The 20912-nt window shown below is 52.0% G+C and carries 15 protein-coding genes and 1 pseudogene; 11 read left to right on the top strand and 5 right to left on the bottom strand.

The features are described 5' to 3' along the window. Positions 1-159: 159 nt before the first annotated feature. The 6 genes from ACP3TC_RS17465 to ACP3TC_RS17490 all read left to right on the top strand — a co-directional run bounded on the left by ACP3TC_RS17465 (position 160) and on the right by ACP3TC_RS17490 (position 6098). Entirely contained in the window at positions 160-1308 is a 1149-nt protein-coding gene (locus tag ACP3TC_RS17465) for an iron-containing alcohol dehydrogenase (protein WP_313855811.1), read from the top strand. A 15-nt stretch (positions 1309-1323) separates the two neighbouring features. After that, positions 1324-2208, top strand: a complete 885-nt coding sequence (locus ACP3TC_RS17470) for a dihydrodipicolinate synthase family protein (protein WP_426816920.1) — start codon at positions 1324-1326, stop codon at positions 2206-2208. 87 nt (positions 2209-2295) lie between these two features. Continuing rightward, positions 2296-3711 carry a sodium:solute symporter family protein gene (locus ACP3TC_RS17475; RefSeq protein ID WP_313855809.1) on the top strand — a complete coding sequence of 472 codons (1416 nt, stop codon included), beginning with the start codon at positions 2296-2298 and terminating at the stop codon, positions 3709-3711. A 1-nt stretch (position 3712) separates the two neighbouring features. Further along, on the top strand, positions 3713-4891 hold the full coding sequence (locus ACP3TC_RS17480; RefSeq protein ID WP_313855808.1) for a sialidase family protein: 1179 nt from the start codon (positions 3713-3715) through the stop codon (positions 4889-4891). A gap of 50 nt (positions 4892-4941) precedes the next feature. Next, positions 4942-5424 carry a YhcH/YjgK/YiaL family protein gene (locus tag ACP3TC_RS17485; RefSeq protein WP_426816921.1) on the top strand — a complete coding sequence of 161 codons (483 nt, stop codon included), beginning with the start codon at positions 4942-4944 and terminating at the stop codon, positions 5422-5424. Beyond that, positions 5421-6098 (top strand): SDR family NAD(P)-dependent oxidoreductase, encoded by a 678-nt coding sequence (locus ACP3TC_RS17490; RefSeq protein ID WP_313855806.1) that lies wholly within the window; start codon positions 5421-5423, stop codon positions 6096-6098. Before ACP3TC_RS17485 ends, ACP3TC_RS17490 begins: the two co-directional genes overlap by 4 nt. 77 nt (positions 6099-6175) lie before the next feature. On the opposite strand, the gene yacL is transcribed toward ACP3TC_RS17490, so the two are convergent. Then, entirely contained in the window at positions 6176-6538 is a 363-nt protein-coding gene (gene yacL, locus ACP3TC_RS17495) for a protein YacL (protein ID WP_313855805.1), read from the bottom strand. A gap of 200 nt (positions 6539-6738) precedes the next feature. Continuing rightward, positions 6739-9336, bottom strand: coding sequence for a bifunctional aconitate hydratase 2/2-methylisocitrate dehydratase (gene acnB / locus ACP3TC_RS17500; RefSeq protein ID WP_313855804.1), 2598 nt, complete (start codon positions 9334-9336; stop codon positions 6739-6741). Between the two features lie 429 nt (positions 9337-9765). On the opposite strand from acnB, the gene ACP3TC_RS17505 reads away from it, so the two are divergent. The 5 genes and pseudogenes from ACP3TC_RS17505 to ACP3TC_RS17525 all read left to right on the top strand — a co-directional run. After that, the gene (locus ACP3TC_RS17505; protein ID WP_426816922.1) at positions 9766-10167 is read left to right on the top strand and encodes a hypothetical protein; all 402 of its coding nucleotides are present in this window, start codon (positions 9766-9768) and stop codon (positions 10165-10167) included. A gap of 569 nt (positions 10168-10736) precedes the next feature. Continuing rightward, positions 10737-13421 (top strand): magnesium-translocating P-type ATPase, encoded by a 2685-nt coding sequence (mgtA, locus tag ACP3TC_RS17510; RefSeq protein ID WP_426818296.1) that lies wholly within the window; start codon positions 10737-10739, stop codon positions 13419-13421. A gap of 188 nt (positions 13422-13609) precedes the next feature. Further along, positions 13610-14152 carry a hypothetical protein gene (locus ACP3TC_RS17515; protein WP_426816923.1) on the top strand — a complete coding sequence of 181 codons (543 nt, stop codon included), beginning with the start codon at positions 13610-13612 and terminating at the stop codon, positions 14150-14152. Then, a complete protein-coding gene (locus tag ACP3TC_RS17520; RefSeq protein WP_426816924.1) occupies positions 14149-14544 on the top strand; it encodes a putative T6SS immunity periplasmic lipoprotein in 396 nt (131 codons plus the stop codon). Before ACP3TC_RS17515 ends, ACP3TC_RS17520 begins: the two co-directional genes overlap by 4 nt. A gap of 18 nt (positions 14545-14562) precedes the next feature. Beyond that, positions 14563-14673, top strand: a pseudogene (locus tag ACP3TC_RS17525) (hypothetical protein); the annotation flags it as partial. Between the two features lie 100 nt (positions 14674-14773). Here the strand turns inward: ACP3TC_RS17525 and lpdA are convergent. The 3 genes from lpdA to aceE form a co-directional block, all read right to left on the bottom strand. Beyond that, complete coding sequence (gene lpdA / locus ACP3TC_RS17530) at positions 14774-16198, bottom strand: dihydrolipoyl dehydrogenase (protein ID WP_313857593.1); 1425 nt, start codon at positions 16196-16198, stop codon at positions 14774-14776. Between the two features lie 139 nt (positions 16199-16337). Next, a complete protein-coding gene (gene aceF / locus ACP3TC_RS17535; protein WP_426816925.1) occupies positions 16338-18233 on the bottom strand; it encodes a pyruvate dehydrogenase complex dihydrolipoyllysine-residue acetyltransferase in 1896 nt (631 codons plus the stop codon). Positions 18234-18246: 13 nt separating this feature from the next. Further along, positions 18247-20910, bottom strand: a complete 2664-nt coding sequence (gene aceE / locus ACP3TC_RS17540) for a pyruvate dehydrogenase (acetyl-transferring), homodimeric type (protein ID WP_313855797.1) — start codon at positions 20908-20910, stop codon at positions 18247-18249. Positions 20911-20912: the final 2 nt, after the last annotated feature.

Below are 20912 nucleotides of genomic sequence, written 5' to 3' on the forward strand. Positions count from 1 at the left end.
TATTCAATCATGATTGATTATATGTGAGCAAGATCAAATTAATTGAAATCAATATGTCTTATAAAATAACCAGCATATGTGATGCATGTCGGACAGAAATGACGAATTAAAATCATCAGCGATCGAAAACTGCGGTCGTCAGGAGCAAAGGCATAAATAATGAATATCAACAGCACCGTTATCAGCGGCTACCAGGCACTTAATGACATCAGCTACCTGCTGGAGGACAAGCAGAACGTACTGCTGGTGACGGACAAAAACATCGTGGCGATTCCGGCGGTACAGTCGATCATTACCCGTGTTAAAGCACAGGTGGCGCAGCTGATCATCATTGACAGCGTGCCACCCGAACCAAGCCAGCATGATGTCGCCGCGATTGTTGCGCCGCTGGATGCTGTCAGTATTGATATGGTGGTCGGCATTGGCGGCGGAAGCGTGCTGGATGTCGCCAAACTGTTGTCAGTGCTGTGTATCGAAAACGCACCCACGCTGCAGGAGCTGCTGGCAGGCGAAAAGCCGCAAACGCGCACGCCAACACTGCTGATTCCTACCACCGCAGGCACCGGTTCAGAAGCCACCCCGAATGCCATTCTGGCCATCCCCGAGAAAGAGACCAAAGTCGGCATTATTTCTCCAGTGATGCTGCCGGATTTCGTTGCACTGCTGCCGGAGCTGACCACCAGCATGCCGGCCCATATTGCTTCCTCCACCGGTATCGATGCACTTTGCCATCTGATTGAGTGCTTCACTGCCACCGTCTCCAATCCGGTTAGCGATAACTACGCGTTAATCGGCATGAAAAAGCTGTTTACCAGCCTTGAAGCCACCGTCGCGCAACCAGAAAATCTGCGCGCGCGTCTCGATATGCTGTGGGCTTCTTACTACGGTGGCGCGGCGATTGCTCACGCCGGTACGCATCTGGTGCACGCCATGTCTTATCCACTTGGCGGCAAATATCACATTCCGCACGGCGTCGCCAACGCCATTCTGCTGGCACCCTGCATGCGCTTTGTTCGCCCGGCAGCGGTGAGTAAATTTGCTCAGGCCTATGACCTGTTACCCGACGCAGACCCGGCGCTGAGTGAAGAAGAAAAATCCCACGCGCTGGTTGATTACTTCGTTGCGCTGGTTAAACGCCTGAAGCTGCCTGCCAGCCTGGATGAACTGGGCATTAATGCCGATCACCTGCCATATCTGGTGGAAGCCGCACTGGATGTCCAGCGACTGATGAAAAATGTGCCGACAGCGGTCAGCGCTGATGATGTGCGGAACATCTATCTGACACTGTTTCCGACCCTGAATCACTGATACTACGAGGATCTCATGAGCAGAAAAATTGACGGCGTACTCACCGCCATCGTCACCGCCTTCGACAATGACGGTGCATACAACGCCAGCGCGATGCGCCTGCAGATTCAGCGTCAGTTGCAGGCCGGTAACGGTATCTTTTGCGGCGGCACCAACGGCGAATTCTTTGTGCTGAACGAGCAGGAGAAGCTGGCGGTCACCGAGACCTGCGTCGATGAAGTTGCGGGCCGCGCCGCAGTCGTTGCCCATATCGGTGAAATTTCTACCCGGGAAACCATTCGCCTCGGGAAGCAGGTAGCAAAACTGGGTGTTGATGCCGTGTCGGTTATCACGCCTTATTTTGTCCCGTTAAAGCAGCCAGAACTGATCGCGCATTATCAGGCGGTCGCCGATGCGCTGGAAGTGCCGCTGTTCCTCTACAACATCCCGGCGCGTACCGGCAATACGCTGTATCCAGACAGCGTCCGCACGCTGGCCGCGCACCCGAATATTATCGGTATTAAAGACAGCGCGGGCAGCTATGAAAGCCTGCAGGGTTTTCTGCAGGCGGCAGAGGGAATCGATAACTTTAACGTGCTGAATGGCCCAGACTCGCTGATCCACCAGGGCTTTATCGACGGCTGTTCAGCCTGTATTTCCGGGCTGGCCAACGTTGCGCCGCAGCAGATAAACGCCATCTGGGCACGGTTTAACGCCGGTGATATTGAGGGTTCACGTCAGGCGCAGGAAAACGTCACCGGCTTGCGTACCGATCTCTACAGCGTCGCCTTCTCACCGGCGGCGGTGAAAAAAGCCCTGACGCTGATGGGACATAACGTTGGTGAAAGCCGTTACGCGGTGCAGTTCAGTGCAGAAGACGAACAACGTATTCGTCAGATTGTGAATCAATATCTGCAATAAAAATCATAACAAGTCATTTTCCGATTACGAGAAGCGGGTGCTGCTTGCCAACACCCCAGGGTTCATTACGTCCATTGAGAGGCTGAAATGAAAGAATTTACCGCTGAAGATACGCTGATAATTATTGGTATTGTCGTTGCGTATATCCTGCTGACCACCTGGTTAACTTATCGCTTAAGAAGTAAAAGTTCGGGCGATTTTATGGAAGGGTCGCGCGCAATGCCGGCCTTTATTGTCGGCGTAATGCTGATGTCGGAATATATCGGTGCTAAATCGACCATTGGTACTGCCCAGGCGGCATTTGAAAATGGCTTTGCCGCCTCATGGTCAGTTATTGGTGCCGCGATTGGTTTCCCGATTTTTGGCCTGCTGCTGGTTAAACGAATTTATAACACCGGAAAAATTACGATTTCCGGTGCGATTGCCGAAAAGTACGGCACCTCAACCAAAAATATTATCTCACTGATTATGATTTATGCCCTGCTGCTGGTAAACGTCGGTAACTACGTTAGCGGTGCGGCGGCGATTTCTACGGTATTAAAAGTGAATCTGCCGGTGGCGGCGTTTATTACCGCCATCGTCAGTACTTTCTATTTCGCCTTCGGCGGCATGAAAGGCATGGCATGGGTGACATTGCTGCACAGTGCGATTAAATACTTCGGCATACTGGTGATTCTCGGCGTGGCATTGCATATGACCGGCGGCATTACGCCAATGGTGCAGGAAATGCCTGATTTCTACTGGACCTGGGACGGTAATATTGGTGCCAGCACCATCGTTGCCTGGCTGATCGGTACCATTGGATCGATTTTCTGCACCCAGTTTGTGATTCAGGCCATCTCATCCACCAAAGATGCGGCATCGGCGAAACGCGCCACCTGGATTGCCTTCCTGTTCTGTCTGCCAATTGCCATTGCTATCGCCATTATCGGCGTGGCTGCCAAGTATCTGCACCCGGATATTGATAGTCTGTATGCGTTACCGGTGTTCCTGCAGGATATGAGTCCATGGCTGGCGGGCATTGTCACTACCTCACTGGTGGCATCGATTTTTGTCAGCGTCAGTACCGTAGCACTGGCGATCGCCTCACTGATCGTAAAAGATTTCTATGTGCCCTACCGCAACCCGACGCCAGAACGCGAGTTTAAAATGACCCGCTGGCTGTCTCTGGCAATTGGCTTTGCGCCGCTGATCTTCGTGCTGCTGGTGCCGGAAGTCCTGAAGTTATCCTTCTTTACCCGTGCCATCCGCCTGTCGATTTCGGTGGTTGCGGTAATTGCCTTCTATCTGCCGTTCTTCAAAAGCGCACGCGGTGCCAACGCCGGTCTGATTGGTGCCTGTGTTATGACCTCGGTATGGTATCTGCTGGGCGATCCTTTTGGTATCAACAACATGTATATCGCACTGGTTACGCCAGCCATCATTATGCTAATCGATCGTTTGATTCCTTCGCGTGAAGGGAACAAGAAAACTAAACAGCAAATTCAGAATAGTGGAGCCTGATATGACTCAGCAAACCGTCACCCTCGAACGCAGCGGCGTACTCGGCCAGGCCGGAGAGGATGCGCAGCAACTGACTGCGATGCTGCCTTCCGACTGCCCGCAGAATCATGCCGCCAATCTGCTGCCGTTGCCGGATGGCGATGTGCTCTGCTGCTGGTTCGCCGGCACGCAGGAAGGGATCGCCGATATCTCTATTTACTGTTCCCGGCTGGAAAAAGGCAGCGACCGCTGGTCGCCAGCGGTGAAATTATCCGAGGATCCCACCCGATCCGAGCAAAATCCGCTGCTGTTCCTCGATCCTGACAACCAGCTATGGCTGATGTATACCGCCCAGAAATCGGGCAATCAGGACACTGCGATTGTCCGCTATCGTCAGTCAACGGATTTTGGCCGCAGCTGGGGACCGATTGCCACACTGCTCGATCAGCCCGGCACTTTTATCCGCCAGCCGGTAGTGGTGCTGAACAATGGCGACTGGCTGCTGCCGGTATTTTATTGCCGTACCCAGCCGGGCGAAAAGTGGACGGGAAATAATGACGACAGCGCGGTAAAAATTTCCAGCGATAAAGGTAAAAGCTGGCGCGATGTGGCCGTACCCGCCAGTACCGGCTGCGTGCACATGAACATTACCCTGCTGAACGACGGCACACTGCTGGCGCTGTATCGCAGCCGCTGGGCTGACGCCATTTATCAGAGCCGCTCCACTGACGGTGGCCAGAGCTGGTCTGAGCCGCAAGCTACTGAGCTGCCGAATAATAACTCCTCGATTCAGGTAACTACGCTGAAAAATGGTCATCTGGCGCTGGTGTTTAACCCTATGAGTGCCGCCGGTGCGACCGAACGTCGTACCTCGCTATATGACGAAATTGAGGATGAAGATGATGTTGCCGTGGCAGTTGAACCGCCAGTGCACACCGGGCGTAGCGCTTTCTGGGGTGCGCCACGTGCGCCAATGACGGTGGCGGTTTCCACCGATGGCGGTAAAAGCTGGCCGTATCAACGCAACCTTGATGAGGGTGACGGCTACTGCATGACCAATAACTCACAGCAGAAGCTGAATCGCGAATTCTCCTATCCGACCATCAAACAAGGGATTAATGGCGAGCTGCATATTGCCTACACCTATTATCGCCAGGCGATCAAATACGTTCGCATTAACGAACAGTGGATAACCGGTTAACCGAGCCAGCCCTGCCCGATCTCGGGCAGGGCGCTGACAGGAGGTAATGTATGATCACAGGTAATTTAACCACTCTGACGCTGGCGACCTTACCCCACTCGCTCTGGTCACTGCTTTCGCGCCCGGAATACAGTCTCGCCGCACTGCAAGCTTATGATGACGGACGCATTCAGCCGCCTAATGAGAGCTGGTTTTGTCATATTGGCCCGGCGCAAACCGCACCACGGGCAACGCGCCATACTGAGTTTCATCGGCAATATCTTGATATTCAGGTGATGCTCGCTGGCGAAGAGATAATTCATTTCTCCTGCGCGGATGCCCGACAGCAGCCAGCAGAGGAGCGTAAGCCCGACCTGTTTATCCTTGAAAATCCACAGCTGACGCAATCGATTCATCTGCGGGCCGGTGATTTTGTCACTTTTTATCCTGGTGAAGCGCATCAGGCGCTGTGCGCAGTCGATGAACCCGCCACGGTCAGAAAAGCAGTCTTTAAAATTCCACTGGCGCTGCTTAATCCCGAGGCCACGATATGAGTCGCCATGCGCTGGTGACCGGTGCCAGTTCAGGAATTGGCGCAGCTATCACCGAACGATTATTACAGGATGGCTGGACGGTAACGGGCCTGAGCCGCACGCTGATTACGCACGATAACTCTGCTTTTCATTCACTGTCGGTCGACCTGTTTGACAGCGCCGCATTAAAGCAGGCGCTGGACCCGCTGAAGCCGGTTGATGCCATCATCCATGCCGCAGGTATGATGAAAGCAGCCGCGCTGGGCGAGCTTGATGAAACCGTCAGTGAACAGCTGTGGCAACTGCATATCCGGGTGGCTGAGATACTGGCTAACCGGCTGGCACCACAGCTTCCGCCCGGTGGCCGCATTATTCTGCTTGGCAGCCGCACCTCAACCGGTGCCGCCGGACGCAGTCAGTATGTCACTACTAAATCAGCAATGAAGGGGATGGTCAGAAGCTGGGCCGCTGAGCTGGCAGCTAAAGGCGTGACGGTCAATATTGTCGCGCCGGGCGCCACCGCAACCCCCATGCTGAACCAGCCGGGACGCGAAAGCTCGCCGCCCAGGCTGCCGCCGATCGGACGTTTTATTCAGCCACAGGAAGTTGCGGAGCTGGTGAGTTATCTGCTGTCTCCGCTGGCGGGGGCGATTACCGGACAGGAACTGGTGATTTGTGGCGGAGCTTCACTGTAAGGAGGAGCCGTTTACGGCTCCCGTCGCGATGACATACAGGATGCCATTCCGACACCGGCGGCGAAATAACGCCGCCGCTACTTACCCTGTAAAAACAGACGATAGGCCGCAATCACCGCCAGAAAATCTTCCACGCCGCAAAACGACAGGCTCTCTTCATCGTAGTAATTCATGCCCTCTTCCATCCCTTCATCTTCAAAGTTCAGCTGATTGGCACGGATAATGATCTCTTCGTCATCCATCCACAGTGTGTATTCATGCCCGACACGTTGCCACTGACGCTCGCTGCCTTTAATTGCCAACACTGCGGCTTCAACTTCATCCAGTAGCGCCAGGTTCTCTTTTACTTCTTCATTAAACCAGTGGCCCACTACCTCATGCCCCATCGACATGCGAACCTTCACCACCCCGGTGACATCATGCAAAAATTCGTATTCCATACTGCGTTCCTCTGACAGCCAGACGGCCTTTTCATGCACTGCTGTTGTGCATTTTCCGCGCTTAGCGGGTAATTAATGGGGGTTAACTCGCATTATCGCAGTCTCAGAAAGGAAAAGCAGCGTTTAACACTGACCAGATAATGACGACAATAAAAAAGGAGCCTTAACAGGCTCCTTTTCAGTCGGTAACTGAACTGAATTTAGACAGCAGTCTGGAAAATCACGCTGTCCGCTTTATCAGTATACTGGCCCAGCTGGTCAAAGTTCAGATAACGGTAGGTATCCACCGCGGTCTTATCTACCTGCTCCATAAACTGCTGATACTCGTCTGGCGTGGGTAATTTGCCCAGCAGTGAAGCCACAGCTGCCAGTTCTGCTGACGCAAGGAACACGTTAGCGCCATTGCCTAAACGGTTCGGGAAGTTACGGGTTGAGGTAGATACTACCGTCGCCCCATCGGCTACGCGCGCCTGATTACCCATACAGAGTGAGCAGCCAGGGATCTCAATACGCGCTCCGCTCTTACCGAACACACTGTAATAGCCCTCTTCAGTCAGCTGAGCCGCATCCATTTTGGTTGGCGGTGCCACCCACAGACGCGTTGGCAACTGGCCTTTATGCGCATCGAGCAGTTTACCGGCAGCACGGAAGTGACCAATGTTGGTCATGCAGGAACCGATAAATACTTCGTCGATCTTCTCACCCTGCACGTCAGACAGCAGACGCGCATCATCAGGATCGTTTGGCGCACACAGGATTGGCTCTTTGATATCAGCCAGATCGATATCGATCACCGCTGCGTATTCCGCATCGGCATCACCTTCCAGCAGCTGCGGATCGTCCAGCCACTTCTGCATGCCCTGGATACGGCGCTCCAGCGTACGGCGGTCGCCATAGCCTTCAGCAATCATCCACTTCAGCAGCACGATGTTGGAATTGAGATATTCGATGATCGGATCTTTGCCGAGCTTAATGGTACAGCCGGCAGCAGAACGCTCTGCCGATGCATCCGACAATTCAAATGCCTGCTCAACTTTCAGGTCTGGCAAGCCTTCAATTTCCAGGATACGGCCAGAGAAGATATTTTTCTTACCTTTCTTCTCAACGGTCAGCAGGCCAGCTTTGATGGCATACAGCGGAATGGCGTGAACCAGATCGCGCAGGGTAATACCCGGCTGCATTTTGCCTTTAAAGCGCACCAGCACTGATTCCGGCATATCCAGCGGCATCACGCCAGTAGCTGCAGCAAACGCCACCAGACCAGAACCTGCCGGGAAAGAGATGCCAATCGGGAAACGGGTATGGGAATCACCACCGGTACCGACCGTATCCGGCAGCAGCATACGGTTCAGCCAGCTGTGGATAATACCGTCGCCCGGACGCAGTGAGACGCCACCACGATTCATAATAAAGTCAGGCAGCGTATGGTGAGTGCTGACATCAACCGGCTTTGGATAGGCTGCGGTATGGCAGAAGGACTGCATCACCAGGTCAGCCGAGAAACCGAGGCACGCCAGATCTTTCAGCTCATCGCGCGTCATCGGGCCAGTGGTATCCTGCGAACCAACTGAGGTCATTTTAGGTTCGCAGTACTGGCCTGGACGCACGCCTTCAGTACCGCAAGCGCGACCCACCATCTTCTGCGCCAGAGAGAAGCCACGGCTGCTCTCGGCCACGTCCTTCGCCACGCGGAACACATCGCTGTGTGGCAGACCCAGCGCTTCACGCGCGCGGCTGGTCAGTCCACGGCCGATAATCAGTGGAATACGGCCACCGGCACGCACTTCGTCGAGCAGCACGTCGGTTTTCAGTTCGAAGTTCGCCAGTACCTCATCGGTATCATGGTTACGCACTTCGCCCTTATAAGGATAGATATCAATCACATCGCCGGTATTCAGGTTATCGACGTCTACTTCGATCGGCAGTGCACCGGCATCTTCCATCGTATTGAAGAAAATTGGCGCGATTTTACCGCCGAGCACCACGCCGCCGCCTTTTTTGTTCGGCACGTAAGGGATGTCATCGCCCATAAACCACAGCACCGAGTTGGTGGCGGATTTACGTGAAGAACCGGTACCGACGACATCGCCGACGTAGGCCAGCGGATAGCCTTTCTTATCCAGCGCTTCAATCTGCTTAATCGGACCGACGTTACCCGCATCGTCGGGTTCGATGCCTTCACGTGGGTTTTTCAGCATCGCCAGCGCATGCAGTGGGATATCCGGACGTGACCAGGCATCAGGTGCCGGAGAAAGGTCATCGGTGTTGGTTTCGCCGGTGACTTTAAATACCGTTACGGTGATTTTTTCTGCCAGCTCAGGACGTGACAGATACCATTCAGCATCGGCCCAGGATTGCAGCACCTGTTGCGCATGCGGGTTGCCCGCTTTGGCTTTCTCATCAACATCATGGAAGCTGTCGAACATCAGCAGCGTGTGCGACAGGGCTTTCGCGGCAATCGGTGCCAGTTTGTCATCATCAAGCGCATCAATCAGCGGATGGATATTGTAACCACCCTGCATAGTGCCCAGCAGTTCAACGGCTTTTTCAGGAGTAACCAGAGGAGAGGTCGCTTCGCCTTTGGCGACAGCAGCCAGGAATCCGGCTTTTACATAGGCCGCTTCATCAACACCTGGCGGAACTCGATTAATTAACAGATCGGACAGGAATTCTTCTTCACCCGCAGGAGGGGTTTTTAGCAGTTCAACCAGCGCGGCCATTTGGGAAGCATCTAACGGTTTAGGAACAATCCCTTCGGCAGCACGCTCGGCAACGTGCTTACGGTATTCTTCTAGCACGACGTTCTCCTCGCTCTCATTGTATTTGGCTTTCCGGACACCTGTTTTCACGTCGGGTGATTAACCCTCATTGTGTAGGGTAAGTGGTAAAAGTGCCCGGTTTCGCGTGGGGCAGCATATCAGGATTTCGTTTGCTTGTTAATCTGTTTACAAAAAAGCAACATTATCTGGCGCGATTTAACACCCACCGAATAAATGCGCATATCACCGTCCAGAAGCGGCCAGATTGAGTTGGATAGCCGCGCTTCAAACACGCGATCCGCTGGTTTGCACAACGGTTGTCGCATCGTTAGGGAATATCTATAACCACCGGTTATCTAAAACGCAGCTAAAAAACTGGCTAATCGTAAAATGGTCTAAAAACAGAAGCAGAGTAGCGCTGTTGACTGAAGAATGATCGCGTGAAAATTCAGATAAAGGATCTGATCAATGAAAATCGCACCGGCAATTGTCACCACTTCCCAATCCAGCCTCAGCCAGACTGCGCCCCCTGCTATTCGTACAATAACTCATAACCTGTTAACAGTGACGCAAAGTCCTGCGACTCTGGCGCCGCCAGCGGCAGAGGGACTCGCCACCTCATGGCAATATTTCCGTCCCGAAAGATATCAGTCCCGTGACGCTCAGGCATTTCAGCAAATATTCAGTTCGGCCACGCCCGGTGATTATGCACAGCGCAAGGATGAAAATATTGAAGACTGGTCTGTACGCATCAGAGAACTGTATCCCAATCTGAATATCTCTGAGCTGTACCGCATCAATCACGAAGTTGAGTCGAAACACTCTCTCACCCACCGGGTTGATGACAACCAGGCCGGATCCGGCAGATAATTCTCTAATGAGATAAATGCATAGTTCAACAAACTGATAACCTTCAGACGCTTAACAGATTAAAAGCTGGACGTTGAGCTTTGGTTGAGAAAGCGTGGTTTACAGCCTGCGGGGGCGGAAGTATAGTTCGTCCCGCGAATTATTGTGGAGAAACCTTTTTTGGACAGTTACCGATCTAATTAAGGCAAGCCTGTTGCTTGCCACCCTGGCAAGCAGCGATCCCTCCGGCTCGTCTGCTTTGATAACCTGTAAACAGACGAGTATTTATCATGCTGATTTTTTTCCATACCCTTTTCCCTCCGGGCTGAAGCCCTGCCGGTTTTCTGCTGCGCCTTTGTTGCACAGCAGCCTGTTATCGATCCTGTTATTCAGGTTTTTAAGCTTATTATCACCCGGTGATAATTAAGGAGTTACCATGGACGAACACCCCAGTACGCAGCGTAATACGCGTTGCGTGGGAGTAGTGAGCTAGCTCTTTCCCCACCTGCAACGCCATATTTTTTTCACGACTATCTCACCTTGAGAGAGATTGCCGTGCGTATTATTTGGAATAAGCAGAAATGACTCAGATGATCGATATGGCGCAACAAGCGCGCAGCCAGAAAAAGTATCAAACTAAAAGCTGGCCAATTGCCAACGAGGCGCAAGTCAGCATTGACAGCACCTTTTCCACTCTTAACACCAGTCAACAGGGATTAACCAGCCAGCAGGCCGAAGTCCGTCTTGAGCAATTTGGTCTAAACCAGGTGGCGCAGGAGAAAGCCCCACACGCGCTAATTCAGTTACTGATGGCGTTTAAAAATCCGTTTATTTTTGTGCTGATGGGTCTCGCCAGCATCAGTTTCTTCACCGACTACTGGTTACCTGCTCAGCAGGGTGAAGAAACCGATCTGACTGGCGTGATCATTATGTCAGTAATGATTGGGCTGAGCGGCCTGCTGCGTTTCTGGCAGGAGTTTCGCACTAATAAAGCGGCGGATGCGCTGAAATCACTGGTTCGCACGCAAGTGACCACTCGCCGTCGTCACGCTGATAATTCAACTCCGCAGTGGATGTACGTCAATCAGCAACAGCTGGTACCGGGCGACATTATTTCAATATCAGCAGGCGATATTATTCCAGCCGATATCAAACTGATTGAATCGCAGGATCTGCTGGTCAGCCAGGCGGCGCTGACCGGCGAAGCCTTGCCTGTGGAGAAATTTTGTCTTAACGATCAACCACAAACTGCGCATGAAATTGGTGAAGGTGCCCTGCCCGGCTTGCCAAATGTCTGCCTGATGGGCACCAATGTCGTCAGTGGCCACGCCACTGCGGTGGTGGTAGCGACCGGAAATCAGAGCTGGTTTGGCTCGCTGGCAAAAAACATTGTCGGTAAACGCGCACCCACGTCCTTTGACCGGGGAGTGAACAGCGTCAGCTGGCTGCTGATCCGCTTTATGTTCATTATGGTGCCGATCGTATTTGTGATTAACGGCATGACCAAAGGCGACTGGCTGGATGCGGCACTGTTTGCGGTAGCGGTGGCAGTAGGCTTAACCCCGGAAATGCTGCCGATGATCGTCAGCACCAATCTCGCGAAAGGTGCGATGGCGATGGCCCGCCGCAAAGTGGTGGTTAAACGCCTGAATGCGATCCAGAACTTTGGCGCAATGGATGTACTGTGCACTGATAAAACCGGCACTCTGACCCAGGATCATATTGCCCTGGAGCAGCACCTGGATGTACAGGGACGTCCCAGCCGACAGGTACTTGATCTGGCCTGGCTGAACAGTTACCACCAGAGCGGACTAAAAAATCTGATGGACCGCGCGGTGCTGGAATTTGCGCGTAATCGTCAGGATCTGCCGCGCAACTATCGCAAAGTCGATGAACTGCCGTTTGATTTTACCCGTCGTCGCCTCTCCGTCACCGTCAGTAATGAGCAGGGTCAGCATCAGCTGATCTGCAAAGGTGCGCTGGAAGAGATGCTGGCAATCACCACTCACCTTAGTCTTGACGGTAAGGTTGAGGAAATGACGCCAGCGTGGCGTGAGGAGATCACTCAACGCGCAGCCGAGCTCAATCAGCAAGGTTATCGTGTGTTGCTGGTGGCGACCCGCACCATGGAGCATAACAACTGGTATCAGCGCCTGAAGATTGATGATGAGCGTGATTTAACCCTGTGCGGCATGCTGACCTTCCTCGACCCGGCGAAAGAGAGTGCCGCCGCGGCGATTCAGGCCCTGCAACACAATGGCGTACAGGTTAAAATTCTTACTGGCGATAACCCGCTGATCACCGCCAAAATATGCCGCGATCTTGGCGTTGATGCGGGTGTGCCAATGCTGGGCGATGAGATTGAACAGTTAGATGATGAGCAACTGAAGCCGCGGATAGAACTGCACACTATCTTTGCCAAACTGACGCCGTCACAAAAAGAGCGCGTCGTGACGTTGCTGCAGAAAAACGGTCATACCGTTGGTTTTCTCGGCGACGGCATTAATGATGCGGCAGCGTTACGGGCAGCGGATGTCGGTATTTCCGTCGACAGCGCCACGGATATCGCTAAAGAGTCCGCAGATATTATTCTGCTGGAAAAAAGCCTGATGGTGCTGGAACAAGGGGTACTGGTGGGTCGCCAGACCTTTGGCAATATCATCAAGTATCTCAATATTACCGCCAGTTCCAATTTCGGTAACGTGTTCTCGATTCTGGTGGCCAGCGCATTTATTCCTTTTTTACCGATGCTGGCGATTCAGCTGCTGCTGCAAAACCTGATTTACGATATCTCCCAACTGGCACTGCCATGGGATAAAATGGATAAGGAGTTCGTTCGTAAACCACGCAAATGGGACGCCAAAAACATTGGTCGTTTTATGCTGTGGATGGGGCCAACCTCATCAGTGTTTGATATCTCCACCTTCGCACTGATGTGGTACATCTTTGGTGCCAACAATGTTGATCATCAGGCGCTGTTCCAGTCCGGCTGGTTTATTGAAGGATTACTGTCGCAGACGTTGGTGGTGCATATGTTGCGCACCCAGAAGATTCCGTTTATCCAGACCCGTGCCACATGGCCCATTATGCTGACCACTCTGCTGGTGGTGATTATCGGCATAGGTCTGCCATTCTCACCGATTAACTCATGGTTTGGCCTGCAAGCTTTACCGTTAAGCTATTTCCCATGGTTACTGGCAACTCTGCTGGGATACTGTCTGCTGAGCCAGGGCATGAAACAGCTGTATATGCGTAAGTTCGGCCAATGGTTTTAATTAGCATTTAATATTACTACGGGAGAGTGAACTCTCCCGTATAATTACGTCACATTAAAATTATATCTTTAATAATTATTATTCTATTATTTTCAAATACTCCTCACAAATTCTTCGTTTAAGACTCTTTAATAAATCGTCCCCATGCTATCTTTTCGATATTAAATCACTTCATGGAGATAAAGAAGATGATTGTCGAAGAAGGATCTTCCAGACATCTGACTCGGGGTGAGTTAGAAATGGCTAAGTCGATATTTAAAACTGCCATTGAATACAATCGTGTGAGGGTACATCACGGGAGTTATTTTCCATTTGGTTTGCAAAATAAAGATACTGCAGTTACGCCAAATGGCGAGATGTACTATCCCACGCTAATTTATAAGCATGACTTTTCTCAAGCACAAGTGCAAGAAAAGTGGTTATTTATACACGAAATGGCTCATGTCTGGCAGCACCAAATGGGTATGAACGTCAGAACGCGCGGCTTAATAAGTTGGGCAGTTGAATACAGATATTCACTTCCTCCTTATTATACCTTAGCTGATTATGCAATGGAGCAACAAGCTTCAATCATTGCCGACTACTATACTCTCAAATATTTAGGCATCAATCTCTGGCTTGAAGTAAAATTATTCACGGGGATTATTGGATCGGATTTAATGGCTAAGTATGAAAGAGTATTGAGTAGGTTTCTCAACGACCCTACCGACAAAAGCAGCTTGTTAAAATGAAAAAAAAATCTCTTATACTCTGTTGCACTATGTTAGCGGGGTGCTTCTTTCATCCAGGACCAATCAGAACCGCCGCGGTCTCACTTAAAGAGGACGGCCAACCTTGCTTTAAAGTCGAAAAAGAGTCTGTCACAGCAAATAATCAGTCGCGCATACTCAATATTGCCGTCAGCAAACGAGTTGCAGATGGATCTATGCATCGAATATGGAGCAGTAACGATCTTCATTTTCCAATTAAGGTAGTGGTGCCCGGCGAGTGTATATTGGTTGACTATAAATTTGAGCCATATCAGGAATATGGTGTAACCATTTATACTATCGTGCCACCTGATAAAGTAGAAACCAAACGATTTTGGGGCGCTTACTTTCAGTTGCAGGATTTAAAGCCGTAGTGAATTAAAATTACTCAAATGACGTCACAGGGCGCGTCCCCAGGCCGTATCCCGGAGTTGATGCAGGATCTGGAGAGTATGGCGCAGTTGGGGAAGTTACCGATACGAAGAGAAAGGGCCTTTCCCTGAGTGTTAAAGGAAAGGCCCTGTAAATAAAACGCCCAGTCAGTTGCTTAACTAACTGGCATTACTCCCTGAGGAGCCGTTTTATCAAACCAGCCAACGAAAATTATTTCTTTTTCGCTTTCGGGTTTGGCAGGTCGGTGATGCTACCTTCGAAAATCTCAGCAGCCAGACCAACAGATTCATGCAGCGTCGGGTGCGCATGAATGGTCAGCGCGATATCTTCTGCATCACAACCCATCTCAATCGCCAGACCGATTTCACCCAGCAGCTCGCCGCCGTTAGTCCCGACAATCGCACCACCGATAACGCGATGGCTCTCTTTGTCGAAAATCAGTTTGGTCATACCGTCTGCACAATCCGAAGCGATTGCACGGCCAGAAGCTGCCCACGGGAAAGTGGAAACTTCATAGCTGATGCCTTTCTCTTTCGCTTCTTTCTCGGTCAGACCCACCCAGGCAACTTCTGGCTCAGTGTAGGCAATTGATGGAATCACTTTCGGATCGAAGTAATGTTTCTTACCGGAGATCACTTCTGCTGCCACGTGGCCTTCATGCACGCCTTTATGCGCCAGCATTGGCTGACCGACGATATCGCCGATAGCGAAGATGTGCGGCACATTGGTACGCAGCTGTTTGTCGACACGGATAAAGCCACGGTCGTCCACTTCCACGCCCGCCTGGCCAGCATCCAGCAGTTTACCGTTAGGTACACGACCGATAGCCACCAGCACTGCATCATAACGCTGTGGTTCTGCCGGGGCTTTTTTGCCTTCCATCGTTACGTAGATGCCGTCTTCTTTGGCTTCTACTGCGGTGACTTTGGTTTCCAGCATCAGGTTAAACTGCTTGCTGATACGCTTGGTGAACACTTTCACCACGTCTTTATCGGCAGCAGGGATAACCTGATCAAACATTTCTACCACGTCGATCTGTGAACCCAGCGCGTGGTAAACGGTGCCCATTTCCAGACCGATAATACCGCCGCCCATCACCAGCAGACGCTCAGGAACTTCTTTCAGCTCCAGTGCATCGGTGGAATCCCAGACGCGTGGGTCTTCATGTGGAATAAATGGCAGTTCAATCGGACGAGAACCGGCAGCGATAATCGCATTGTCGAAGTTAATGGTGGTGGCACCATTTTCACCTTCAACCACCAGCGTGTTAGCACCGGTGAATTTACCCAGACCGTTGACCACTTTCACTTTGCGGCCTTTCGCCATACCAGCCAGACCACCGGTCAGCTGATTGATGACTTTTTCTTTCCAGGTACGAATTTTGTCGATATCGGTGGTAGGTTTACCAAATACGATACCGTGTTCTTCCAGCGCTTTGGCTTCTTCAATCACTTTCGCGACGTGTAGCAGCGCTTTAGACGGGATACAGCCAACATTCAGACAAACACCACCAAGGGTGCTGTAACGCTCTACAATGACGGTCTCCAGACCTAAATCTGCAGCACGGAAAGCTGCAGAATAGCCTGCAGGGCCAGCCCCAAGTACCACGACCTGAGTTTTAATTTCTGTACTCATCATGACCTCTTATTTGCTAAACGTCTTAATCCACTCGGACGTTTTCACCGCAAGAGTTTACAGAATTGTTAACAGACTGCAAACACACGGCAACATGAATGCTTACAACAAGGCCGGCAATTGCCGGCCTTGATTACTGTTACATCACCAGACGGCGGATATCTGCCATGATAGTGCCGATATATGCAGCGAAACGCGCACCTGCTGCGCCATCGATAACACGATGGTCGAAGGAGAGTGACAGCGGCAGCATCAGGCGCGGCACAAACTCTTTGCCGTTCCATACCGGTTTCATCGACGATTTAGACACGCCGAGGATCGCCACTTCCGGCGCGTTGACGATTGGGGTAAACGCAGTACCGCCAATGCCGCCAAGGCTGGAGATGGTGAAGCAACCGCCCTGCATATCTGATGCCGTCAGCTTACCGTCACGCGCTTTCTTCGAAATCACCGCCAGCTCACGCGACAGCTCAACAATGCCTTTCTTGTTGACGTCACGGAACACCGGAACCACCAGACCGTTTGGCGTATCAACCGCCACACCGATATTGATGTATTTCTTCAGCGTCAGTTTCTGACCGTCTTCAGACAGCGAGCTGTTGAAACGTGGGAACTCTTCCAGCGCTTTGGCAGCCGCTTTCATCAGGAACACCAGTGGGGTGATCTTCAGATCCTGTTTCTTCTTCGCCGCTTCGTCGTTCTGCTGCTTACGGAAGTTTTCCACTTCGGTAATATCGGCTTCGTCGTGCTGCGTAACGTGCGGGATCATCACCCAGTTACGGCTCAGGTTAGCACCAGAAATTTTCTGGATGCGGCCCAGTTCGACTTCTTCGATTTCACCGAACTTGCTGAAATCAACTTTCGGCCACGGCAGCATGCCCGGGATACCACCACCGGTGGCTGCAGCAGGTGCAGACTCGGCGCGTTTCACGGCATCTTTCACGTAAGCCTGCACGTCTTCTTTCAGAATGCGATTTTTACGGCCAGTGCCTTTGACTTTCGCCAGGTTAACACCGAACTCGCGTGCCAGACGACGGATAACCGGCGTGGCATGCACGTAAGCATCGTTTTCCGCGAAGTCGCTCTTGCCTTCAGCTTTCGCTGCTGGCTTAGCGGCTTCTTGCTTAGCAGGAGCGGCAGCCGCTTCCTCTTTCTTCGCAGCAGGTGCAGCAGCAGGCGCAGCGCCTTCCACTTCAAACACCATAATCAGCGAGCCGGTGCTGACTTTGTCACCGGTATTGATCTTGATCTCTTTAACCGTACCCGCGAATGGCGCCGGCACTTCCATTGAGGCCTTATCGCCTTCAACGGTGATCAGTGACTGTTCAGCGGCAACTTTGTCGCCAACTTTCACCATCACTTCGGTCACTTCAACTTCGTCACCGCCGATATCCGGTACGTTAACGTCTTTCGCACCACTGGCAGCCGCTGGAGCCGCTGCCGGAGCCGCTTCGGTTTTGCTCTCAGCAGCAGGTGCCGCTGCGCCAGAACCGGCAGTCTCAAATACCATGATCAGTGAGCCGGTACTGACTTTATCGCCAGTGCCGATCTTGATCTCTTTTACCGTACCCGCGAATGGCGCAGGAACTTCCATCGAGGCTTTATCGCCTTCGACGGTGATCAGTGACTGTTCAGCTTCAACGCTGTCGCCCACTTTGACCAGAATTTCGGTGACTTCAACTTCGTCAGAACCGATATCCGGCACGGCAACTTCTTTGCTTTCGCTGGAAGCTGCGGCGGCAGCTGGTTTTTCCACTTCTTTTTTCTCTTCTGCCTGAGCAGGTGCAGCATCAGCTGCACCGTCGGCGGATTCGAAAATCATGATCAGTTTACCGGTTTCAACTTTGTCACCGGTGGCCACTTTGATCTCTTTCACTACGCCAGCTTCTGGCGAAGGGACTTCCATCGAGGCCTTGTCACCTTCAACGGTGATCAGCGACTGTTCAACTTCAACTTTGTCGCCAACTTTCACCAGAATCTCGGTAACTTCAACTTCGTCTGCACCGATATCCGGTACGTTGATTTCGATTGCCATTAATCTCTACCTCTTATGCCAGACGCGGGTTGACTTTGTCGGCATCGATATTGAATTTAGTGATGGCTTCCGCTACCACTTTCTTATCGATTTCACCGCGTTTGGCCAATTCGCCCAGTGCTGCAACAACCACGTAAGTTGCGTCCACTTCGAAGTGATGACGCAGGTTTTCGCGGCTGTCAGAACGGCCAAAGCCATCAGTACCCAGTACGCGATAATCGCTGACCGGTACGTAACTGCGAACCTGTTCAGCAAACAGTTTCATATAGTCGGTGGAAGCGACCGCTGGTGCATCGTTCATTACCTGAGCAATGTAAGGCACGCGGGCTTCTTCGGTTGGGTGCAGCATGTTCCAGCGCTCACAATCCTGGCCATCACGTGCCAGTTCAGTGAACGACGTTACGCTGTAAACGTCAGAACCGACGCCGTAATCTTTCGCCAGGATCTGTGCGGCTTCACGAACGTGACGCAGGATAGAGCCTGAACCCAGCAGCTGAACCTTACCTTTGCTACCTTCTACCGTTTCCAGCTTATAGATACCCTTACGGATACCCTCTTCCGCACCCTGCGGCATCGCAGGCATGTGGTAGTTTTCGTTCAGCGTGGTGATGTAGTAGTAAACGTTCTCTTGCGCATCGCCGTACATACGTACCAGACCGTCATGCATGATGACTGCGACTTCATAAGCGTAAGCCGGATCGTAAGAGATACAGTTAGGGATGGTCAGCGACTGAATGTGGCTGTGACCATCTTCATGCTGCAGACCTTCACCGTTCAGCGTAGTACGACCAGAGGTTCCGCCAACCAGGAAGCCACGAGCTTGCTGGTCACCTGCTGCCCAGCACAGGTCGCCGATACGCTGGAAACCGAACATAGAGTAGTAAATGTAGAACGGAATCATTGGCAGGTTATTGGTGCTGTAAGACGTTGCCGCCGCCAGCCAGGATGCGCCTGCGCCCAGTTCGTTGATACCTTCCTGCAGGATCTGACCTTTTTCGTCTTCTTTGTAGTAAGCAACTTGCTCACGGTCCTGCGGAGTGTACTGCTGGCCATTCGGGCTGTAGATACCGATCTGGCGGAACAGACCTTCCATACCGAAAGTACGCGCTTCATCGGCGATGATTGGCACCAGGCGATCTTTGATCGACTTGTTTTTCAGCATCACGTTCAGGGCACGCACAAAGGCGATAGTGGTAGAGATCTCTTTGTTCTGCTCTTCCAGCAGCGATTTGAAATCTTCCAGCGCTGGCATTTCCAGCTTCTCGCTAAACTGCGCCTGACGGGTTGGCAGGTAGCCACCCAGCTTCTCACGCTGGCCGTGCAGATATTTATGCTCTTCAGAACCCTCTTCGAAGGTCACATAAGGCAGTTTTTCGATATTGGCATCGTCAACCGGCACGTTGAAACGATCACGGATATAGCGTACGCCATCCATGTTCATTTTCTTCACCTGGTGAGCAATGTTCTTACCTTCTGCGGTGTCACCCATACCATAACCTTTGATGGTATGTGCCAGAATCACCACCGGCTTGCCTTTGGTGTCCTGCGCTTTTTTCAGTGCCGCATAGATTTTTTGTGGATCGTGGCCGCCACGGTTCAGCGCCCAAATCTCATCGTCGGTCATATCTTTAACCAGTGCTGCGGTTTCCGGATATTTACCAAAGAAGTGCTCACGCACGTAGGCGCCGTCACGAGATTTAAAGGTCTGATAGTCACCGTCAACGGTTTCGTTCATCAGCTGAATCAGCTTACCGCTGGTGTCGTTACGCAGCAGCTCATCCCAACGTCCGCCCCAGATCACTTTGATCACTTCCCAACCGGCGCCGGCAAAGATGCCTTCCAGTTCGTTGATGATCTTACCGTTACCGGTGACCGGGCCGTCCAGACGCTGCAGGTTACAGTTGATGATAAAGCACAGGTTGTCCAGCTTCTCACGGGTAGCGATAGTGATCGCACCTTTGGATTCTGGCTCATCCATTTCGCCATCACCAAGGAAAGCGTAAACGGTCTGGGCTGAGGTCTCTTTCAGACCACGGTGCTCAAGATACTTGAGGAATTTCGCCTGGTAGATCGCACCCAGCGGGCCAAGGCCCATTGAGACGGTCGGGAACTGCCAGAAGTCAGGCATCAGTTTTGGATGCGGGTAAGAGGAGAGACCTTTACCGTGCACTTCCTGACGGAAGTTGTTCAGCTGATCTTCAGTCAGGCGGCCTTCAAGGAAAGCACGTGCGTATACGCCTGGAGAGATATGACCCTGGAAATAGACCAGATCGCCGCCGTCTTTATCGTTACGCGCACGGAAGAAGTGGTTATAGCACACTTCATAAATGGTGGCGGAAGACTGGAAAGAGGACATATGACCGCCCAGCTCCAGATCTTTCTTCGATGCACGCAGAACCATCATAATAGCGTTCCAGCGGATCGCGGAACGGATACGACGCTCCAGAGAGGTGTTGCCCGGGTATTCCGGCTCGTCTTCAACGGCAATGGAGTTGATGTACTGGCTGGCACCGGTGCCTGCCGCCACTTTAACGCCGCCTTTACGTGCTTCGCTCATTACCTGATCAATCAGATACTGTGCGCGCTCAACACCTTCTTCACGGATGACCGATTCGATCGCCTGTAGCCAGTCGCGAGTTTCAATCGGATCCACGTCATTGTGTAAACGTTCTGACATGG

The organism is Winslowiella sp. 2C04 (assembly GCF_050037805.1).
Lineage (GTDB): Bacteria > Pseudomonadota > Gammaproteobacteria > Enterobacterales > Enterobacteriaceae > Erwinia > Erwinia toletana_A.